Below are 18,862 nucleotides of genomic sequence, written 5' to 3'. Positions count from 1 at the left end.
CAACCTTTCTCCAAAATTTATCCTATGTTTATTTTCGAGCTATACCTTTAAACCTTTAACATAAAATGTTACTTCAGCATAGTCCTCATAACTAACCTTTTTATAATAACTTTTGGCTAAAGCTAAAATCTTATATTTTCCTTGAGTAAACGGCATAAAGCTATAATAATGCTTCCTACTGTATGCTTGCACTTTTCTCCACTCATTGTTCTCCATTAAATAAAATTCATAGCAAACATTTTTCCCGCCTCTGCTTATAGCCTCAAATGTAAGTTCCTCATTTACATGACCCTCTAGTGTATTTGCTATTATATTAGTTTCTATTACAGGGGACGCCTCACTTACATACAAGTTTATCTGCTTTTTAGAATCATACTCACTAGTACATTTAACATTTTTAGCATAAACTTCTATAGTGTATTTACCAGCAGTTTTAGGTATAAATCTCAATTTTTTATTTTTTGAGAACTCTGTTTTCTCAATGGAGTGTCCATTAATTTTAGTTTCATATTTCAATAAAGTATTCTGTGTATTTTGAACAATGCATTCAAATTCCACAGCTTCCCCAATCAAATGTGTTTCCTTATAAGGCAATATTATATAATCTATTTCACCAGGTAGATATTCTAGAGCCTTCAAATATATAACTGTTTGGGCATCATAAGATTTATCTGAGTACTTATCCTTAAGTCTTATTTCTACTTCATACTCTCCTGCCTGATTAGGAATAAAATTGATCCAGTTAGATTTATTATAATCTACTCCCTCTAACCTTCTTCCATCTTTTCTAATTGTGAATGCATATTGGAGCTTTACTCCCCCTTCAGCATTTACCGTTATACCAACTGGCTCCCCAACAATAATCTTCTTTTCTTTATCAACTACAATATCTAAAATCTTTACTGGCTTTTCACTCTTTTTCTCAATATTAAATGTAATTCTTTTTAAATCCTCATAGTCACCTTTATAATTAATATCCTTAACGTAAAGTATAATGTCATACTCTCCTGCTTCAGATGGCTTCCATACAAATTCGCTCTTTTCTATAAAGCCCGTATCCTCTTTAATGGGTCCATTAACCTGATATCTATATATAACTTTGTTTCCACCTTCTATTTCTGAAGTAAACTTAATACTACTTCCACTTATATTAGGAGAATTCGAATCAGCTACAAAATTATTAATCTTAATCGTTTTATATGGTTTAACACTGTATACCAAAATAGCTCTATCATCATATTCTTTATTTGAAAATATGCTTTTTACAAGACATAAGATTCTATAACTGCCTGCTTCTGTTTCCTTATAATACACATTATTTTTAGTTGAATAGTCTTGTATACAAATTGATTTCCCATCTTTATATATTTTATAAAATTTATATAGTAATACAATATCTTCATTACTAGCAAATTTTTCAATATTTGTTTCTACTACAAAACCAAGCTTTTCTCCCGCTATTAATGAGTTATTTAAACATTTAAAATTGGTTATTTCTACTTTATCAATTTCTCTCACTTTTAGTGTGATAATTCTATGGTCTTCAAAAGTTTCAGTGGAATCCATTCTTTTGCACTGAATTAAAAATTCTTTATTCCCCGACTCATTTGCTGTATATTTTAAAATATTACTTTTATCATAATCCTTAATTATATCCCATTCATTATTCTTTTTTATATAATATCTATATAAATATAAATTCTCATCATCTGTCTTTATTTCAATACAACATTTTTCTCCAACTTTTATTTCCTCTTTATCTATCCTGATATCTTTTATAAAACTTGGTTCTATTTGAGCATTGTTTTCAATTAATATTTTATTTAGAACTTCTTCACTATATTGAGTATTATCTACCGTATCTTCAACTTCCTTGATATCATTAGAAGATGATATTTCTTCATCAGCATAGCTATTTGATATTAATACTTCTTTTTCTGCTCTAGAAATTTCTTTAACTTCAAGAAACACCACATTATCTTCTATATTATTCATTGCTTCTTTAAATTCAATATTGCATAAAATAGGATCTTCTTTTTCAGACGCTAGCAAATTACTTTCTTGATCATTGCAAGCACTTCTAATTTCTTCATCATTAGTAACATCTTGAATACTAGTCTCTTTATCCACAGTATTACTCACTTCCTCTGTCACTATAGAATAGTCCTCTTTGGCTAAATAGTCTAAAGGTTTTTTTCCATCCCTCTCTCTGGCTTGTACCATAACCATATACTCCCCTTCTCTTTTAGGCTTCCATATGCAATAATTTTTTTCTGAAAATTCTTGTATAGTATTCCAAACCCCACCTTTGCCAACAATAAATTTATATTCTAAGTTTTCTATTTCCCCATCTATTTTACCAGATATATTTATCTCCGTGCCAACTTTTTGTGGTGTTTGCTTATCAAAAGCTATCTCAACATACTTTAACTGAAGTTCCTCCATAAATTCATGCTCCTCTCATACCAATTCTCAAAATGATCCTTATTATTATATTATACATTTATACCATTTTTTGTAAATAACTTCAGTTTATTTTTTATTTGATTATATCATAAATGCCTATATAAACTCATATATTAGTAAGATGATTTTTTTTAAATAAAATCTTCCAATCATAATTAAAATCATATCCAAAATATAGGTTTACAATTTTTTATCGCATAAAAATAGAAGCTCTTATCTAAGCTTCTAAAATTGTCAACAAGTTATAAGTTTTAATAAGTTTTTTTCCAGCCTAATATTATCTTCGTCAGTTCTTTTTTTGGGATTAGAGGTCTTTCCTCCACTTCTTCTTATTTTCTGTGATATATGTCTTTCTTCCAATAATCTATCTATATTTTTCTCATAATATATATATCCCTTAGGGTTTATTACTTTCGCTTTCTTAGATAGACATATTGCAGCCACACCATAGTCTTGAGAAACAATTATGTCACCTTCTTTAGTTTCATTCATTACATACATATCTACACTTTGAAATCCACTGTCAACAACTTTAACTACAGAATAATTGCTCTGTATAAAATGATGAATATCACAATAAATTATCACTGAAATATTGTGTTCTTTTGCTACTTTTTCAATAATGGAGATGCCTGGACAGGCATCTCCATCAATAATAATCTTCATAATTAAACTAAAGTCTCTTTTCTAGTTCAGCCTTCATATCTTCATATCCTGGCTTTCCTAGTAAAGCAAACATATTCTTTTTATAAGCTTCAACACCTGGTTGATTAAATGGATTTATTGCTAAAAGATATCCACTTATTCCACAAGCCTTTTCAAAGAAATAAACCATGTATCCAAAATAATATGCTGAAATTTCTGGTACACTTAATACCATATTAGGAACTCCACCGTCATTGTGAGCTAATAGTGTTCCTTCAAATGCTTTCTTATTAACGAAATCCATAGTCTTTCCAGCTAAGAAATTTAATCCATCTAAGTCATTATCAGCTTCTTCTATATTTATTTCATATTTTGGTTTTTCAATATTTACAACTGTTTCAAACATTATTCTTCTTCCATCTTGGATATATTGACCCATTGAGTGAAGATCTGTTGAAAAATCTACTGCTGCTGGGAATAATCCTTTATGATCTTTACCTTCTGATTCTCCGTATAATTGTTTCCACCATTCGTTGAAATAATGAAGTGATGGTTCGTAATTTACTAATACTTCAATTGATGCTCCTTTATTATATAAAGCATTTCTAGCTGCTGCATATTTATAAGCGTCATTTTCTTTAATTGATGGTACTGAATAAGCTGTTCTTGCATCTGCAGCACCTTTCATCATTTCATCAATATCGATTCCAGCCGCAGCTATAGGCAATAATCCAACCGCTGTTAATACTGTAAATCTTCCTCCAACATCATCTGGAACTACAAAAGTTTCATATCCTTCTGAATCAGCTAATGTCTTTAAAGCACCTCTAGCTTTATCAGTTGTTGCATATATTCTCTTTCTTGCTTCTTCTACACCATATTTCTTTTCTAAATATGATTTTAAAATTCTAAATGCAATTGCTGGTTCTGTAGTTGTACCTGATTTTGAAATTACATTTAAACTTACATCTTTTCCTTCAATTACTTGTAGAAGTTCTGCCATATATGTTGAACTTATATTATTTCCAGCAAAAAATATTTGTGGAACTTTTCTCTTATCACTTCCTAATACATTATGGAAATTATTTGTCAACATTTCAATAGCTGCTCTAGCTCCAAGATATGATCCACCTATTCCAATAACTATTAAAACATCAGAGTCTGATTTAATCTTTTCTGCTGCCTTTTTAATTCTTGCAAATTCTTCTTTATCATAATTTACAGGAAGGTCTACCCAACCTAAAAAATCATTACCTGCGCCTGTTTTATTGTGTAAATCTTCATGAACAGCTTTAACCATGCTTTCCATATTTTCAAGTTCTGCTTCTTCTAAATAAGGAGAAACTTTTGATAAGTCTAGTGATATACCTTTATTCATTCTTCTATCCTACCTCCATATATAACTAAAAATAATTTTATTATTCAATTATATCATAAATTCTCAATATCTCATCTTTGCTTTTAACTTTTTTACAAATAATATATCAAATAATAACCTGAAATTAATCTTATTTAATCTTTACTCGGTTCTATTTTTTCTAATTGTATGAATTAATATTCATCTTATCCTTATTGATATCAACTTATTTTTAATGCTTGCCATAACATATTGTTTATTAAATATCAATCATTTTTAAAATTTTAAAAGAGAAAACTAAGTTTTCTCTTCATAAAATGTAAATTATATATTTTTCAATTATTAAAATCTAGATAACTTTGTTAATTTTTTAACTTTGTTCTATGCTAATTGGCCAGATAATTAAACTTATTCTGTACTAATATCGTTTTTATTTAACCTCTTGTTTTTCCCCCAGCAATATTGTAAGTAACTCCATGAATATAACTTGCTCTATCACTAGCTAAATAGCAAACTAAATCTGCAACTTCTGAAAGCTTTCCTGATCTTCCTAATGGAGTTGTTGAAGTTTTACTATATCCTGCTCTTAATTCTTCTACAGTAATTCCTCTAGTATAAGCTAACGCTGTCTCATATTCTAAAGTTCTGAGTCCTGTAGCTTCTAAAATCCCTGGCGCAACTCCGATAACTCTTATACCTAATTTCCCCAGCTCCTTTGCCCATGAGCGAGTCAAAGAATTTACTGCATTCTTACTTGCTGCATAAACACTTTGCCCCTCAGATCCTTCCAATCCGCTTTCAGAAGACATATTTATAATAACCCCTTTTCCTTGACTTGCCATCTCTCTTGCAGCTACTTGAGCACATAGAAATACACCTTTTACATTTACATTCATAACTTTATCCCAAACATTTTCATCTAACTCAAATTTTCCTTTTGGTTCTTTTTTATCAACTAGTAATCTAGGAATATTAATACCTGCATTATTTACAATTATATCAATAGTTCCAGTAATCTCTTTAGCCTTCTCAATCATTTTTTCTACGCTATCTCTATCTGCAACATTAGTAACTATATATTCCATATGTCCATTATGATCATCAAATTCAGGTTTGTTTGGATTCATATCACAAACAACTACATTTGCACCATTATTTAAAAACTCTTGTGCAACTGCCTTACCAATACCAGATGCTCCCCCTGTTACAATTGCTGTTTTTCCTTCTAAATTAAGCCATGTATTTTTCATAAAAATTCCTCCTGATTATTTAACTTCATTATTTAATGCCATTTTATTATCATTTCGATTTCATATAAATTTTAGATATAATTATGCTAATATAAATATTTCACTTCCTATTTTGAGTTTAGGAATTTCTTTTTTCTCCACACAAATTGTCCCTGATAAAGTAGGTACTTTAGAACCATTAAACGCAACAGTTATATGTCCTAAACTCACTAGATTCTTCTCAGCCACATCTCCAACAGCTGTTATTTCAAAAGCCATTCCATCAATCATAAATACTTGTCCAGGTTTAATTGTTTCTTTAACTTCCTTTATATTAATAGAGTAACAGTAATCTGCTAGTGTATCTGGTGCATTATCTCCAAAAAATATTATCATTCCTTCTTCTAAGAATGTTTCTGCTAAATCTCCTAAGGCTTTTACTTTATTTTCATAGATTATCTTACTACTCATAGATGCTTTCATCCCTTCAAATATATTTCTTTGTAAAATTATTATTTATTCTAAGCTACTTAGATTATCGGCAATTTAACATGGTATTACCTTGACCACATAATATTTCAAAATCTTTTTTAAAGTTCTCTATAGCTACATCCACGCAATCGTTTTTAATTAAACCTTCGATTACATCAGGTGAAATTGTAGCCGCTCCAATTCCATACTTGCATAATTCTAATACTTGTTGTGAATTCTTAAAACTAGCTGCTAATACTTCTGTTTTTAAATTGTTTTTCTCAAAAATATCGTGAATGTCTTTTGCCACTTGAACACCATTTGCTCCCAAATTATCAATTCGGTTTACATATGGAGCAGCATATTGAGCACCTGCTTTTCCAGCTAGATATGCTTGCATTTGAGTATATATAGCGGTAGCAGTAACATTAATTTCTTCTTTTCTAAGAATTTTTATAACCTTTAACCCCTCTCTAGTTACAGGTATCTTTACATAAGTATTTTTACCTAGCTCTTTAATAATTTTATGTGCTTCTTTAAGCATACCTTCTGAACTTTCAGAAATCACCTGTACATGTAATTCCGAGTTTTCTCCAATAAATTCACGTATTTCTCTTAATATTTCATACGGCTGTTTTCCATACTTATACAAAATACTCGGATTACTAGTTACACCATCAATTGGGAATATGCTGAAAACATCTTTTATTTTTTCAATATTTACATCATCAATAATTAATTTCACTATGGATAACCCTCCTTTTATTCCACTCCTTGCATCTAAATCAGCAATGTATTTTCCTTGGTGCAATTGAGCAATTCATAAGAACCACTCAATCGCAATTAAATAAATTTTATAGTTTATTGATACAATCCTATACTTGCAACCCATGCAACTGCTACTCTAGGTACACCAATCATGAAACGTGAATACAATACAGATGGAACACCAACCTCTACTGTTTCTGGTTCTGCTTCAGCTAGACCTAAACCTACTGGAATAAAGTCACATGCACATTGTGTATTAATAGCGAATAATGCTGGTAATGCTAAGCTTGGAGGAATAGTCCCTTTACCTATTTCAACACCAATTAAAGTACCTACGATTTGTGCTATAACTGCACCTGGTCCAAGTAATGCTGATAATAGAGGAATAGAGCATATGAATCCAAGAATCATAAGTCCAATTCCGTTTCCTGCTAATGGTACTAATATTTTAGCGAACCAATTACCAAATCCCGAACCTTGTATAATTCCTATTAGCATCGCAACAAATGCCATGAATGGTAATATTGTTGTAATCATTGATTGAACTGCATCACGGCCTGCTTGGTATAGTGTATTTACAACTTTACCTGCCCCCATACCAATTTTTTGGACAATGCTAGATTTACTGTTTTCAGCCAAACTTTGTGATACTTTCTTATCCGCACTATATTTAAATTCTCTTTTTCCTTCCTCAGGCGCTTTTGTGCTCTTTATAGGTTCTGCACCTGAATCTGCTAAAGAGATTTGATTTAAACCAACTGCAGATACATAGATGTCTTCTGTAATGAATTTTGCTAAAGGCCCACTTTTACCTACTGGCATAACATTTATTGTCGGAATTCTCTTTTGTGGGTATATTCCACAGCGAAGTGTTCCACCACAATCAATAATAACTAAGAAAATTTGTTCCTCTGGTACAGATGTTTTAAATCCATTTACCGCTTTACATCCTGTTAAGCTAACAATCTTTTCTACAATTTCAGGTTCAGCTCCACCACCTGTAATATATAATAATGTATCTTTTCCTTCTTCAGGTTTTACTGTAAGTGGACCGCCAAAACCTCCACTTCCTTTTACAATTTTAATTGCATTATATTTTTCCATATGAATACCCTCCTAAACTAATTTGCCTTAAGTTGATTACTTAATTCAATACCTTGTTGTCTCATAACAATCTTTGTAGTAAAATCAGTTACCCATCCTGCAAAGAAATTCATTACTAAACCTACTAATAAATAACGAAGTCCTAAAGCTGTTGGATCAAGGCCAAGAGTTGTAATACCATTTGCAATACCTAGGTAAATGAATATTTCACCTACATTAATATGAGGAAAAATACCGCTGTTTGTGTGACAATGATACGATGCTGATGCATAGTAACTTGGTTTCATTCTTTCAGGAAGAAATTTCCCCATTGATAATGCCATTGGATTACCTAACATAAAGGCTGATAAGAATGGCAAAACTCCATAAGCTAATATAACATTTTTAGATGCAAACTTTGCAAACCTGTCAACTTTATCTTGTCCAATAAGAGCAATTATTGAATTCATAAAAACTAAAAGTAATAATACCTTTGGGATAATTCCTGTTACCCAACTAACAAATGTATTTCCACCAACTTCAAATAAATACATAAATCCTTTTGCAAAATAAACAATTGCGTCCATATTAATATCTCCTTTCTAATTGTGAGCTTTTAATTTTTTAGCTGTAAAAATATTACCTAATCTTTGTAATGGACTTTGCGGCTCTACAACTTCGCCACCGCCCATAATAACGTTATAATTGGAAGAGGCTTCCAGTACTGCTTTGGTTAATGGTTTAGCTAAGTTCTTACAATCTGCTTGAGTTAATATACCAACATCTTTTCCTTCAAATCCGTTTAGTTTCTTGACCCTTGCAAGTACTGTTATTCCTTGCATATAACCCCCTTCAAGTATAATTCCATTTTGATCGATAGCAAACATTGCAATACATCCAGCACGGAAACCACCTTTTACTTTACCAATGGCAACTCTTCCTCTTCTTCGCAATTTACTATAGTAAGCCGTGAAACTTTTCATTTGAGCAAATGTTAGTATATATTGGAGTATAAATGCAATTCCAAAGCATATAATCAAAAACCAAAAATTCATCATAAACCTCCTACTTATAAATCAAATATATCGTTTTCTTTTGTAAAATGTAAAATTAGCTCTCTATAACTTTTTACCTTTGAAAGAGCCTCAATGGTATTCTTATCATTAGCAATAGCTATAATTTCATCATAAATTTTAACCAAGAGTGTATCATCCTTAGTTTGTTCTGGAAGTCCTACCAAAAATACAAGTTTTCTTTGATTGTTTTCTCCAGCCTTTTCTGGAATTATTCCTAAACTGACTACGATTTCATCATTCTCATAATTGATAGTATGAGGAAATGCTATAGATTCATTAAAAATCATCGTAGACTTTTCTTCTCTTTTTCTTATTCTTTCCTTAAATCCATCATCTACATAACCTTTTGAGTATAGATTATCAATCATATGATTAACATTTTCTAAATAACTCAATTGATTATCCAAGATAAAAAAGGTATCTTCATCTAAAATACTTAGTAATATAGAATCCATTCCCTGCATGGATGGCATGTCTAATTTATCTATATACTTAATACTTTTTATTCTTTTCTTCAGCGCTTCTTCATCAAATATTTTCTCTAAATATATTACAGTGGCTGTTGTCTTAAAGTTAGCTTGGACAGTAGATAGAACTAAATTATACTTATCTAATATTTCGCTAGTAACTGTGCTATCTGAATATAAATCTATAACTGTGTTCGCATCAAAAATGCCTTTTAATTGACTTGCAACCAACCTAGCTGTAACTCTTCCAGTTCCGCATATAACTGCAACTTTATATATTTTACTTTTTTCTATTTGCTGCTCTGAAATAAAAACTCCAAAATATGCTGCTATAAATCCAACTTCATCTTGCGTCATTTTTACATCAAGACTTTTTTCAATGACATCTCGCGCTAACTCTGCCATTTTATAAGCTACTTTATATTTTTTCCTAATCTCATCTACTATAGGATTATGAATATGGACCCCATACTTTAAACGATTTACCAAGAAGGCCATATGGTATACAAAGTCTTTCAAAATATCATCTAGCGTAATGTTTAAACCCATATCGTATTTAATGCGCTCTAATATATGATTTACTAAATTTGATACTTCTTCTGTAATTTCAACGTGTGGTGAAATCCCTTCTATGTTAGTCGGAGTATTCATTCCTATAATCGGCAATGCTAAGAAAATTCTTTCTTTAATTGGAATACTTATAGTAAGCCTTTTTTCAACTGCATCTGATATAGTATTTACCAATGTAAATTCCCAACTTCTTAATAATTCACCATATTTCTCGCTTAATGTATTGATTGTATGTCCATTTAAAAGGCGATCTAAAGTTACAACTAGAGAATGTATGAAAGATTCAAATGTCGTTGTATCGAACTGATATTGGTCTGTTATCTCTTTTACTAAATCAATAACATCTTCATCTAATTCGTATTCTCCATAAATCATTTCATAAAGGTTCTCAAGTACAAGAAACCTTATATTTAATTCTGTACCTTTTAAGGCTAATCCATTATTTGTTTTGCCTATAATCTTTAAATCGTAGTTATTAAGTATCTCCCTCATTTTCTTTAAATCACTTATTACTGTCGTTCTTCCGACATTCATCTCACACGCCAGGTCATCAGTTAAATATGGCTCTTCACTATTCATAAGCTTATACAAAATAAATGCCATTCTTCTTTGAGGTGAATTAAGAAATTCCTTTTGGTTATATATATTAGTCTTGATTTCCTCAAATTTATTATTATCGATAATATAAATTTTATATATTCCTTGCTTATTATCAATTAGTGCAGATCCTTTTAATAAACCATTTAGCTCTTTTACATCATTTTTAACTGTTTTAGAACTGACCTCAAATTTTTCAGCAATGGCGTCAACAGAAATGGAATGTCTTCGTTCAATTAATTTTAGAATTCTTGTCGAACGGTTTTCAGTATAAAAATACTTCATTTTTGCCTCCTTGAAAAGAATCAATACTTATTAATTCATTTAAATTAAAATAAAATTATTACTATTAATCTTACTTTAACTTGTTGTTCTTTGATTTTAGAAGTCTTTAAAAATTATACTCATAGTATAATCTTATGACTATCTTATATTCAAAGGTTGATTTTTTCAAGCGTTTTCGATACCCCCTTTCTTTAATGTAATTATACTTTATATAATGATAACGATTAATGCCGTCTTTTTCCTCTACAGAGAAAATGTTTGCACAATTGTATTCAATTAGTATTAAAAGTAACTTTTTAATTAACTCTTATCTAATATGAACTATTTAAATTATCACTATAACCATATTTATATTAAATAAAAAAGGTGTTTAACAATGATTTTTCAATCACTTATAAACACCTTTTTTTATATAACTACTTATTATATAATTTAGTTCTGCTTAACAGCATCTACAACATCTATTTCTTCTGATATAATCTAAGACCTCTTGTTTTGCTTTTTCATACCCATCGCAATATCCTTGCTTGTATCCAGCTGTCTCTCCCGCAGTTTCTCCTGCAGTATTTCCATCCTCATAACCATCACGATATCCATCTTTATAGCCATCATTATATGCATCTTCCAACGCATCAGCTAAACAGTCATTATTTACGTTAGCGCCAAGAGTTCCATTACCACAAGGATTACAATTTCTACTATCCATCTCTCCACGTTCTTCTTCACAATTACAACGTCTGCAATTTCTATTATTTCTGTTTTCCATTATTTCCTCTCCTTCGTAATCAGCATTAATTTTCGTTTAATCATTGCTAAAGCGCTTAGTTAAAGTATTACTAGGATCAAATTATTATTGATCTGCCTATAAAATTTAATACCTATCTAATAATATATTATGCTGTTATATTTTATTTGCTATTAGTTAGAGAAAATATGTATTTACTGCTTTAAAAATATTATTCAGAAAATCTAACGTTAGTAGTGTTGTCATTGTAAATTTCTTTCCTACCGTTTTTTACTCCTTTTCTCATTTATCACCTCTCTAAAAAATCAACAAAAAAAGTAGCTTAGATGTTACCTTTTTTAGATAATATCTAAGCCACTAAATTTTTTATTATATTTTCTTTGAGTGTCTATACACCTTATTTAATAAGACTCAATCCTATTCCCATTCTATAGTAGCTGGTGGTTTTGAAGTTATATCGTAAACAATTCTGTTTACTCCCTTAACTTCATTTACAATTCTTCTGCTTACTAAATCTAAAATTTCGTATGGAATTCTCGCCCATTCAGATGTCATTGCATCACTTGATGTAACAGCTCTTAAAGCAATTGTATGAGAATATGTTCTTTCATCTCCCATAACTCCAACAGAACGGATATTAGGTAAGCATGCGAAGTATTGCCAAATAGATTCATCAAGATTTGCATTTGCAATCTCTTCTCTGAATATTGCATCTGCTTCTCTAACTATTTCAAGCTTTTCTTCTGTAATTTCACCTAAAACTCTAATAGCAAGACCAGGACCTGGGAAAGGCTGCCTCCAAACTAATTTGTGAGGAATTCCAAGCTCTTCTCCTACTGCTCTAACTTCATCTTTAAATAATTCTCTTAATGGTTCTATAAGCTCAAATTGCATATCTTCTGGAAGTCCACCAACATTATGATGAGATTTTATAGTTGCTGATGTCTTAGTTCCACTTTCTACGATATCTGGGTAAATTGTTCCTTGAACAAGATAATCAATTTGACCAAGTTTTTTAGCTTCTTCTTCAAAAACTCTTATAAATTCTTCACCAATTATTTTTCTCTTAGTTTCTGGATCTGATACTCCTGCAAGTTTTCCAAGGAATCTATCTGAAACATTAACTCTCTTAATGTTCATATCAAATTCCTTCTTAAATACTCTTTCAACAGTATCGCCTTCATCTTTTCTTAATAAACCATGATCAACAAATATACAAGTTAGGTTGTGACCAATAGCCTTATGTACAATCATTGCTGCTACTGAAGAGTCAACTCCACCAGATAAAGCACATAATACTTTCTTATCCCCCACTAATTCTTTTATTTCTTTTATTTTTTCTTCTGCAAAAGATCCCATAGACCAGCTGTTTTCTAAGCCACAAATATTATGTATAAAGTTCTCTAACATTTTTTGCCCAAATTGAGTATGTTCAACTTCTGCATGGAATTGAACTCCATAAAGCCTTTTTTCTTCATTTTCCATAGCTGCAACAGGACAAACTTCTGTAGTTCCTATTACCTTAAATCCTTTTGGAGCTTCTTCAATATAATCAGTATGACTCATCCAAGCTATACCATAAGTTTCGATTCCTTCAAATAATTTAGATGATTTATCTAATTTTACATTTGTTTTTCCATATTCTCTTACTGGTGCTGTCGCAACTTTTCCACCTAATAAATGCGCCATTAATTGATCACCATAGCATATTCCAAGTACTGGAACGCCTAATTCAAATACTTCTTTTTCTACTGTTGGAGTATCTTCTCCATAAACACTATTAGGTCCGCCTGTGAATATTATACCCTTGGGATTTTTAGCTTTTATCTTTTCTATAGTATAGTCATATGGAATAATCTCGCAATAAACGCCACATTCTCTTACTCTTCTCGCTATTAGTTGGTTATATTGTCCACCAAAATCAACAACTAAAACTAAATCTCTTTTCATGTTCTCCTCCTAAACTCTTCTTATAAATTCTATTATCAACTAAATAAATCTTTTTATCAATAAATTGAGACAATTTTCACCGAAAATTATGAATACTAATTTAAATAATCTCTATAATTATCAGTTAATCAAATAATGCACAGTTCACATAAGTGGTATATTTCATGATTGTGAACTGTGCATTTTACTATTGTCCTACACTATAATTAGGTGCTTCCTTAGTAATGTTAATATCATGTGGGTGGCTTTCTCTTTGACCTGAAGCTGTCTGAACTACAAAATTAGCTGTTTCATACAAAATTTCAAAATTCTTTGCTCCTAAATATCCCATTCCTGACTTAATTCCACCTAATAATTGGAATATAGTATCTGAGACAAAACCTTTATAAGCTACTCTACCTTCAACACCTTCTGGTACTAATTTCTTATTTCCTTCTTGGAAATATCTATCTTTAGATCCACATTCCATAGCAGCTAAAGATCCCATTCCTCTATAAACTTTATAACTTCTTCCTTGATATATTTCCATTTCCCCTGGTGCTTCTTCACATCCTGCAAATAATGATCCCATCATTGCTGCAGAAGCTCCTGCTGCTAGTGCTTTTACTATATCTCCTGAATACTTAAGCCCACCATCAGCAATTATAGGAACTCCATACTTCTTACCTACTTCTGCACAATCCATAACTGCAGTTAATTGAGGGACTCCAACTCCAGCTACTACTCTTGTAGTACAGATTGATCCCGGTCCAATACCAACCTTAACACAATCCGCTCCAGCCTTTATTAGATCTTCTGTTGCTTCCACTGTAGCAACATTTCCAGCTATAACTTGAAGATCAGGATATATTTTCTTTATTTGTGAAACAGCATCTAAAACTCCTTTTGAATGTCCATGTGCTGTATCAAGAGTTATAACATCAACTTGTGCTTTAACTAGTGCATCAACTCTTTCCATCATGTTTCCAGTTACACCTACTGCTGCACCACATAATAATCTACCTTTTTTATCTTTTGCGGCATTTGGAAATTTTCTAACTTTTTCAATATCCTTCATTGTAATTAATCCCTTTAGGTGACCTTCACTATCAACTAAAGGTAATTTTTCTACTTTATGCTTTTTTAATATTTCTTTTGCTTCCTCTACAGTAGTATTTTCTGAAGCAGTTATTAAGTTATCTTTTGTCATCACTTCTGAAATTCTTCTTTGGTAATTTGTTTCAAATATTATGTCTCTGTTTGTAATTATCCCAATTAATTTTCCATCTTGAGTTGTTATTGGAACTCCAGATATTCTATATTGTGCCATTAAGTTCTCTGCATCCTGAATAAGATGATCTTGAGATAAAAATATAGGATCTGTAATTACTCCATTTTCTTGTCTCTTAACTCTATCTACTTCTTTTGCTTGTTCTTCAATAGTCATATTTTTATGTATTATTCCGATTCCGCCTTCTCTTGCAACAGCAATTGCCATCTTCGACTCAGTTACAGTATCCATTCCTGCACTCATTAAAGGAATATTTAATTCTATAGTCTTTGTTATTTTTGTTTTTGTGCTCACTTCTCTTGGTAATATGTCCGATTTATTAGGTACCAATAATACATCATCAAAAGTATATGCAGTCTTAATTATTTTTCCCATTATAGTTCCTCCTGTTTTTGAATTATTTATTTCATTTTTAGTATTTCATGATTTTTCACTTGCATTGCTTGTACTGTTTTTTTGTACAAAAAAAGCACATTAACCTCAAAAGTGATGTTAATATGCTAATAAATCTATAGATTTAGCCTATACTAATATCACTTATAGTCGGAAATTTACGGCTCCCGGTAGATACTCCTTGCCATATTCAAGGTATATATAAGTTTTCAAATGTGCTATATTTTAAATTAAAATTATTATAATGTATGTACAATCTAAAGTCAATAAATTTGAAGCTAAAATTGCAAATTTACTTCAATAATGTAAGTTAAATTTATTGTTATCGATATCTTTTCTATTTTTTTACATCATCTTTGATAGATCCATTATCAATCGTCGTTGGATTTAAAATATCTGTATTTTCTGTGAAATCAAATTCTGCACCATTTACTACATCATAACAATCTTTTAAACTTGTGCTACTAGTATTTAAATTACCAAATTCAACTCCATCTAAATACTTACTAATCCCTTTGTTTCTTATAGCCGAACTTACACTAGTGCTTTCACTTAGAGGAGAATCATTTTTTAAATTATATGATTCAACGGCCATTATTACTTTTCTGCATTGATCTACAACTTTAACTTTTTTCGCTTCATTTATATAGCCATTCACTTTAGGTAAAATAGCAACAGCTAAAATTCCAATAATTGCAATTACTGCAATCATTTCAATTAAAGTAAAGCCTTCTCGTTTTCTTTTCTTACACAAGCTTTTCTTTTGCGTACTATCTTTGAATTTAAATTTACATTTAATGTATAAAGAAATCATTATTCATTATCCATCTCCTATTAATGTTTTTATTTAAATTATGTCTAATAGGAAATCTTTTATACAATAAATGGAAAATATTCTCTAATAATTTCTAATATTGACTTCTAATATATAAATTTCATATAAAGTTGCATTGCTATGATTTCCATAAGCTTAAATATATAAAATACTTTTTAAAATTACATAGATATGTTAATGGCTATTAATCACTTTATTTTTTAATACTAAAAAGCAAAATAGAGAAAGTACCTATGAGCACTTTCTCTATTTATTAAATTAAATATTTATAATTCTTTAATTTATATATTTTAGTACATTCCGTCCATTCCCATTCCTGGAGCACCTGGCATTGGTGTTTCCTTTGCTGGAATATCAGCAACTGCTGCTTCTGTTGTTAAGAATGTTGAAGCAACTGAAGCTGCATTTTGAAGTGCAGATCTAGTAACCTTAGTTGGGTCTACTATTCCACCTTTTATCATATTGATATATTCTCCATGTAGTGCATCATATCCTATTCCTGGTTCACTATTCTTAACTTTTTCAATTATTACTGAACCTTCTACACCTGCATTAGTAGCTATTTGTCTTACTGGTTCTTCTAATGATTTAACTATTATATTGATACCAATTTGTGTATCCGCAACATCTGAAGTTAATTTTGCAACTTCGTTTATTACATTAACATAAGCAGTTCCACCACCTGCTACTATTCCTTCTTCAACAGCAGCCTTTGTTGCAGCTAATGCGTCTTCTATTCTAAGTTTCTTTTCTTTTAATTCTGTTTCAGTTGCTGCACCAACTTTAATTACTGCAACACCTCCAGCTAATTTAGCTAATCTTTCTTGTAGTTTTTCTTTATCAAATTCTGAAGAAGTTTCTTCTATTTGAGCTTTAATTTGGTTAATTCTTTCTTTTATTGCATTAGAATCACCTTTACCATTAACTATAACAGTGTTTTCTTTACTTACTTTAACACTATCAGCTGTACCTAGCATATCAATAGTAACATCTTTTAATTCTCTGCCTAATTCTTCAGCTATTACTGTTCCACCAGTTAATGTTGCAATATCTTGTAACATTTCTTTTCTTCTATCTCCAAATCCTGGTGCCTTAACAGCTACACAAGTAAATGTTCCTCTTAATTTATTAACTACTAATGTAGCCATTGCTTCTCCTTCAATATCTTCAGCAATGATTAATAACTTTTTACCTGATTGAACTATTTGTTCAAGTACTGGTAATATTTCTTGTATGTTAGAAATTTTCTTATCAGTTATTAATATATATGGATTTTCTAAAACAGCTTCCATTTTTTCAGTATCTGTAGCCATGTAAGGTGATACGTATCCTCTATCGAATTGCATACCTTCTACAACATCTAATTCTGTTCCCATTGATTTAGATTCTTCTATAGTAATAACGCCTTCGTTACCAACCTTCTCCATAGCATCTGCAATTAACTTACCAACTTCTTCATCAGCAGCTGAGATTGCAGCAACTCTAGCTATATCTTCTTTTCCATCTACTTGCTTAGAAATCTTTTGGATTTCTTCAACAGCTTTATCTACAGCCATTTTAATACCTGTTCTAATTAGTATTGGATTAGCTCCAGCTGTAACATTCTTTAGACCTTCTCTAATTATTGCTTGAGCAAGTAATGTTGCAGTTGTAGTTCCATCTCCTGCTACATCATTAGTCTTTGTTGCAACTTCTTTAACTAATTGAGCACCCATGTTTTCATATGGATCTTCTAATTCTATTTCTCTTGCAATTGAAACACCGTCATTTGTAATTAATGGTGCACCAAATTTTTTATCTAAAACAACATTTCTTCCCTTAGGTCCTAAAGTCACTTTAACTGTATCTGCTAATTTATCTACACCTATTTGCATAGATCTTCTTGCATCTTCTCCGAATTTTAACATCTTAGCCATTTATATCACACGCTCCTTATATATGTTATTTATTATCGTTTCTAATTGAATTTATTTTTTATATTTAAATATCTAGTTATTAACACTTTAACTATTCAACTATTGCTAGAATATCATCTTGCTTTAATATAGTATATTCTTCGCCATCAACCTTTACTTCTGTTCCAGCATATTTTGAATATAATACTTTATCTCCAACTTTTACTTCCATAGCTACTCTATTTCCGTCTACAATAGCTCCAGGTCCTACTGCAACCACTTCTGCTTCTTGTGGTCTTTCCTTTGCAGTACCAGTTAAGACTATTCCACTCTTAGTCTTTTCTTCTGCCTCTAATTTTTTAATTACTACTCTTTCACCAAGTGGTTTAATGTTCATGAAAAAACCCTCCTTAAAATATATATTATCATTTCAGTTTATTTTCTGTTAGCACTCATCATTGTCGAGTGCTAACATAATTATAATATCCTTTATACCCATATAATTCAAACATTACTTCTAATATTATATCCCATTTTTCAGCGAATATTACTCCTTATCTCAAAATATATCGCATTTACTTAAATTTTCTCCATATTATTATTAATATTATGAATTTTTAAAATAATAAAAAAACTCTAACCAAATAAACATATTACTGATTAGAGTTTTTATGACCTTATATAGAGAATAAAGCTATTAAATTTCATAAATAATTTAAAATTCTAAATACCTCATTGCCTAGATCACCTATATAATAAT

General features: G+C 30.5%; 16 protein-coding genes and 1 riboswitch. All 16 genes read right to left on the bottom strand.

Annotated elements, in window-relative coordinates:
* Nucleotides 1–39: 39 nt before the first annotated feature.
* Nucleotides 40–2,445, bottom strand: coding sequence for a triple tyrosine motif-containing protein (locus PZA12_RS01665; protein WP_103698952.1), 2,406 nt, complete (start codon nt 2,443–2,445; stop codon nt 40–42).
* 255 nt (nt 2,446–2,700) lie between these two features.
* Nucleotides 2,701–3,132: a YaiI/YqxD family protein gene (locus PZA12_RS01660; RefSeq protein ID WP_103698951.1), complete on the bottom strand. Its 432-nt coding sequence runs from the start codon at nt 3,130–3,132 to the stop codon at nt 2,701–2,703.
* Between the two features lie 7 nt (nt 3,133–3,139).
* Nucleotides 3,140–4,489, bottom strand: coding sequence for a glucose-6-phosphate isomerase (locus PZA12_RS01655; protein ID WP_017209837.1), 1,350 nt, complete (start codon nt 4,487–4,489; stop codon nt 3,140–3,142).
* 413 nt (nt 4,490–4,902) lie between these two features.
* On the bottom strand, nt 4,903–5,718 hold the full coding sequence (locus PZA12_RS01650) for an SDR family oxidoreductase (protein WP_011967689.1): 816 nt from the start codon (nt 5,716–5,718) through the stop codon (nt 4,903–4,905).
* An 81-nt stretch (nt 5,719–5,799) separates the two neighbouring features.
* Nucleotides 5,800–6,168 (bottom strand): glucitol/sorbitol-specific PTS transporter subunit IIA, encoded by a 369-nt coding sequence (locus tag PZA12_RS01645; protein WP_031276098.1) that lies wholly within the window; start codon nt 6,166–6,168, stop codon nt 5,800–5,802.
* 64 nt (nt 6,169–6,232) lie between these two features.
* Complete coding sequence (locus tag PZA12_RS01640; protein ID WP_103698950.1) at nt 6,233–6,913, bottom strand: fructose-6-phosphate aldolase; 681 nt, start codon at nt 6,911–6,913, stop codon at nt 6,233–6,235.
* A 116-nt stretch (nt 6,914–7,029) separates the two neighbouring features.
* Entirely contained in the window at nt 7,030–8,040 is a 1,011-nt protein-coding gene (srlE, locus tag PZA12_RS01635; protein ID WP_039771153.1) for a PTS glucitol/sorbitol transporter subunit IIB, read from the bottom strand.
* 17 nt (nt 8,041–8,057) lie between these two features.
* Entirely contained in the window at nt 8,058–8,606 is a 549-nt protein-coding gene (srlA, locus tag PZA12_RS01630; protein ID WP_017209833.1) for a PTS glucitol/sorbitol transporter subunit IIC, read from the bottom strand.
* Nucleotides 8,607–8,621: 15 nt separating this feature from the next.
* The gene (locus PZA12_RS01625) at nt 8,622–9,074 is read right to left on the bottom strand and encodes a transcriptional regulator GutM (protein WP_023976019.1); all 453 of its coding nucleotides are present in this window, start codon (nt 9,072–9,074) and stop codon (nt 8,622–8,624) included.
* A gap of 14 nt (nt 9,075–9,088) precedes the next feature.
* Nucleotides 9,089–11,014: a BglG family transcription antiterminator gene (locus PZA12_RS01620; protein ID WP_103698949.1), complete on the bottom strand. Its 1,926-nt coding sequence runs from the start codon at nt 11,012–11,014 to the stop codon at nt 9,089–9,091.
* A gap of 442 nt (nt 11,015–11,456) precedes the next feature.
* Entirely contained in the window at nt 11,457–11,780 is a 324-nt protein-coding gene (locus PZA12_RS01615) for a hypothetical protein (protein WP_017209830.1), read from the bottom strand.
* A gap of 396 nt (nt 11,781–12,176) precedes the next feature.
* Nucleotides 12,177–13,709 carry a glutamine-hydrolyzing GMP synthase gene (gene guaA, locus PZA12_RS01610; protein ID WP_103698948.1) on the bottom strand — a complete coding sequence of 511 codons (1,533 nt, stop codon included), beginning with the start codon at nt 13,707–13,709 and terminating at the stop codon, nt 12,177–12,179.
* 187 nt (nt 13,710–13,896) lie between these two features.
* Entirely contained in the window at nt 13,897–15,354 is a 1,458-nt protein-coding gene (gene guaB / locus PZA12_RS01605) for an IMP dehydrogenase (RefSeq protein WP_103698947.1), read from the bottom strand.
* A gap of 145 nt (nt 15,355–15,499) precedes the next feature.
* A riboswitch (purine riboswitch) is annotated at nt 15,500–15,597 on the bottom strand.
* A 112-nt stretch (nt 15,598–15,709) separates the two neighbouring features.
* The gene (locus PZA12_RS01600; protein ID WP_103698946.1) at nt 15,710–16,186 is read right to left on the bottom strand and encodes a type II secretion system protein; all 477 of its coding nucleotides are present in this window, start codon (nt 16,184–16,186) and stop codon (nt 15,710–15,712) included.
* Between the two features lie 311 nt (nt 16,187–16,497).
* Nucleotides 16,498–18,123 carry a chaperonin GroEL gene (groL, locus tag PZA12_RS01595; protein ID WP_011967678.1) on the bottom strand — a complete coding sequence of 542 codons (1,626 nt, stop codon included), beginning with the start codon at nt 18,121–18,123 and terminating at the stop codon, nt 16,498–16,500.
* A gap of 91 nt (nt 18,124–18,214) precedes the next feature.
* Nucleotides 18,215–18,499: a co-chaperone GroES gene (groES, locus tag PZA12_RS01590; RefSeq protein ID WP_103698945.1), complete on the bottom strand. Its 285-nt coding sequence runs from the start codon at nt 18,497–18,499 to the stop codon at nt 18,215–18,217.
* Nucleotides 18,500–18,862: the final 363 nt, after the last annotated feature.

Origin of the sequence: Clostridium beijerinckii (genome assembly GCF_036699995.1) — a bacterium.
GTDB lineage: Bacteria > Bacillota > Clostridia > Clostridiales > Clostridiaceae > Clostridium > Clostridium helianthi.
This window is presented reverse-complemented; position numbering and strand designations above follow the sequence as displayed.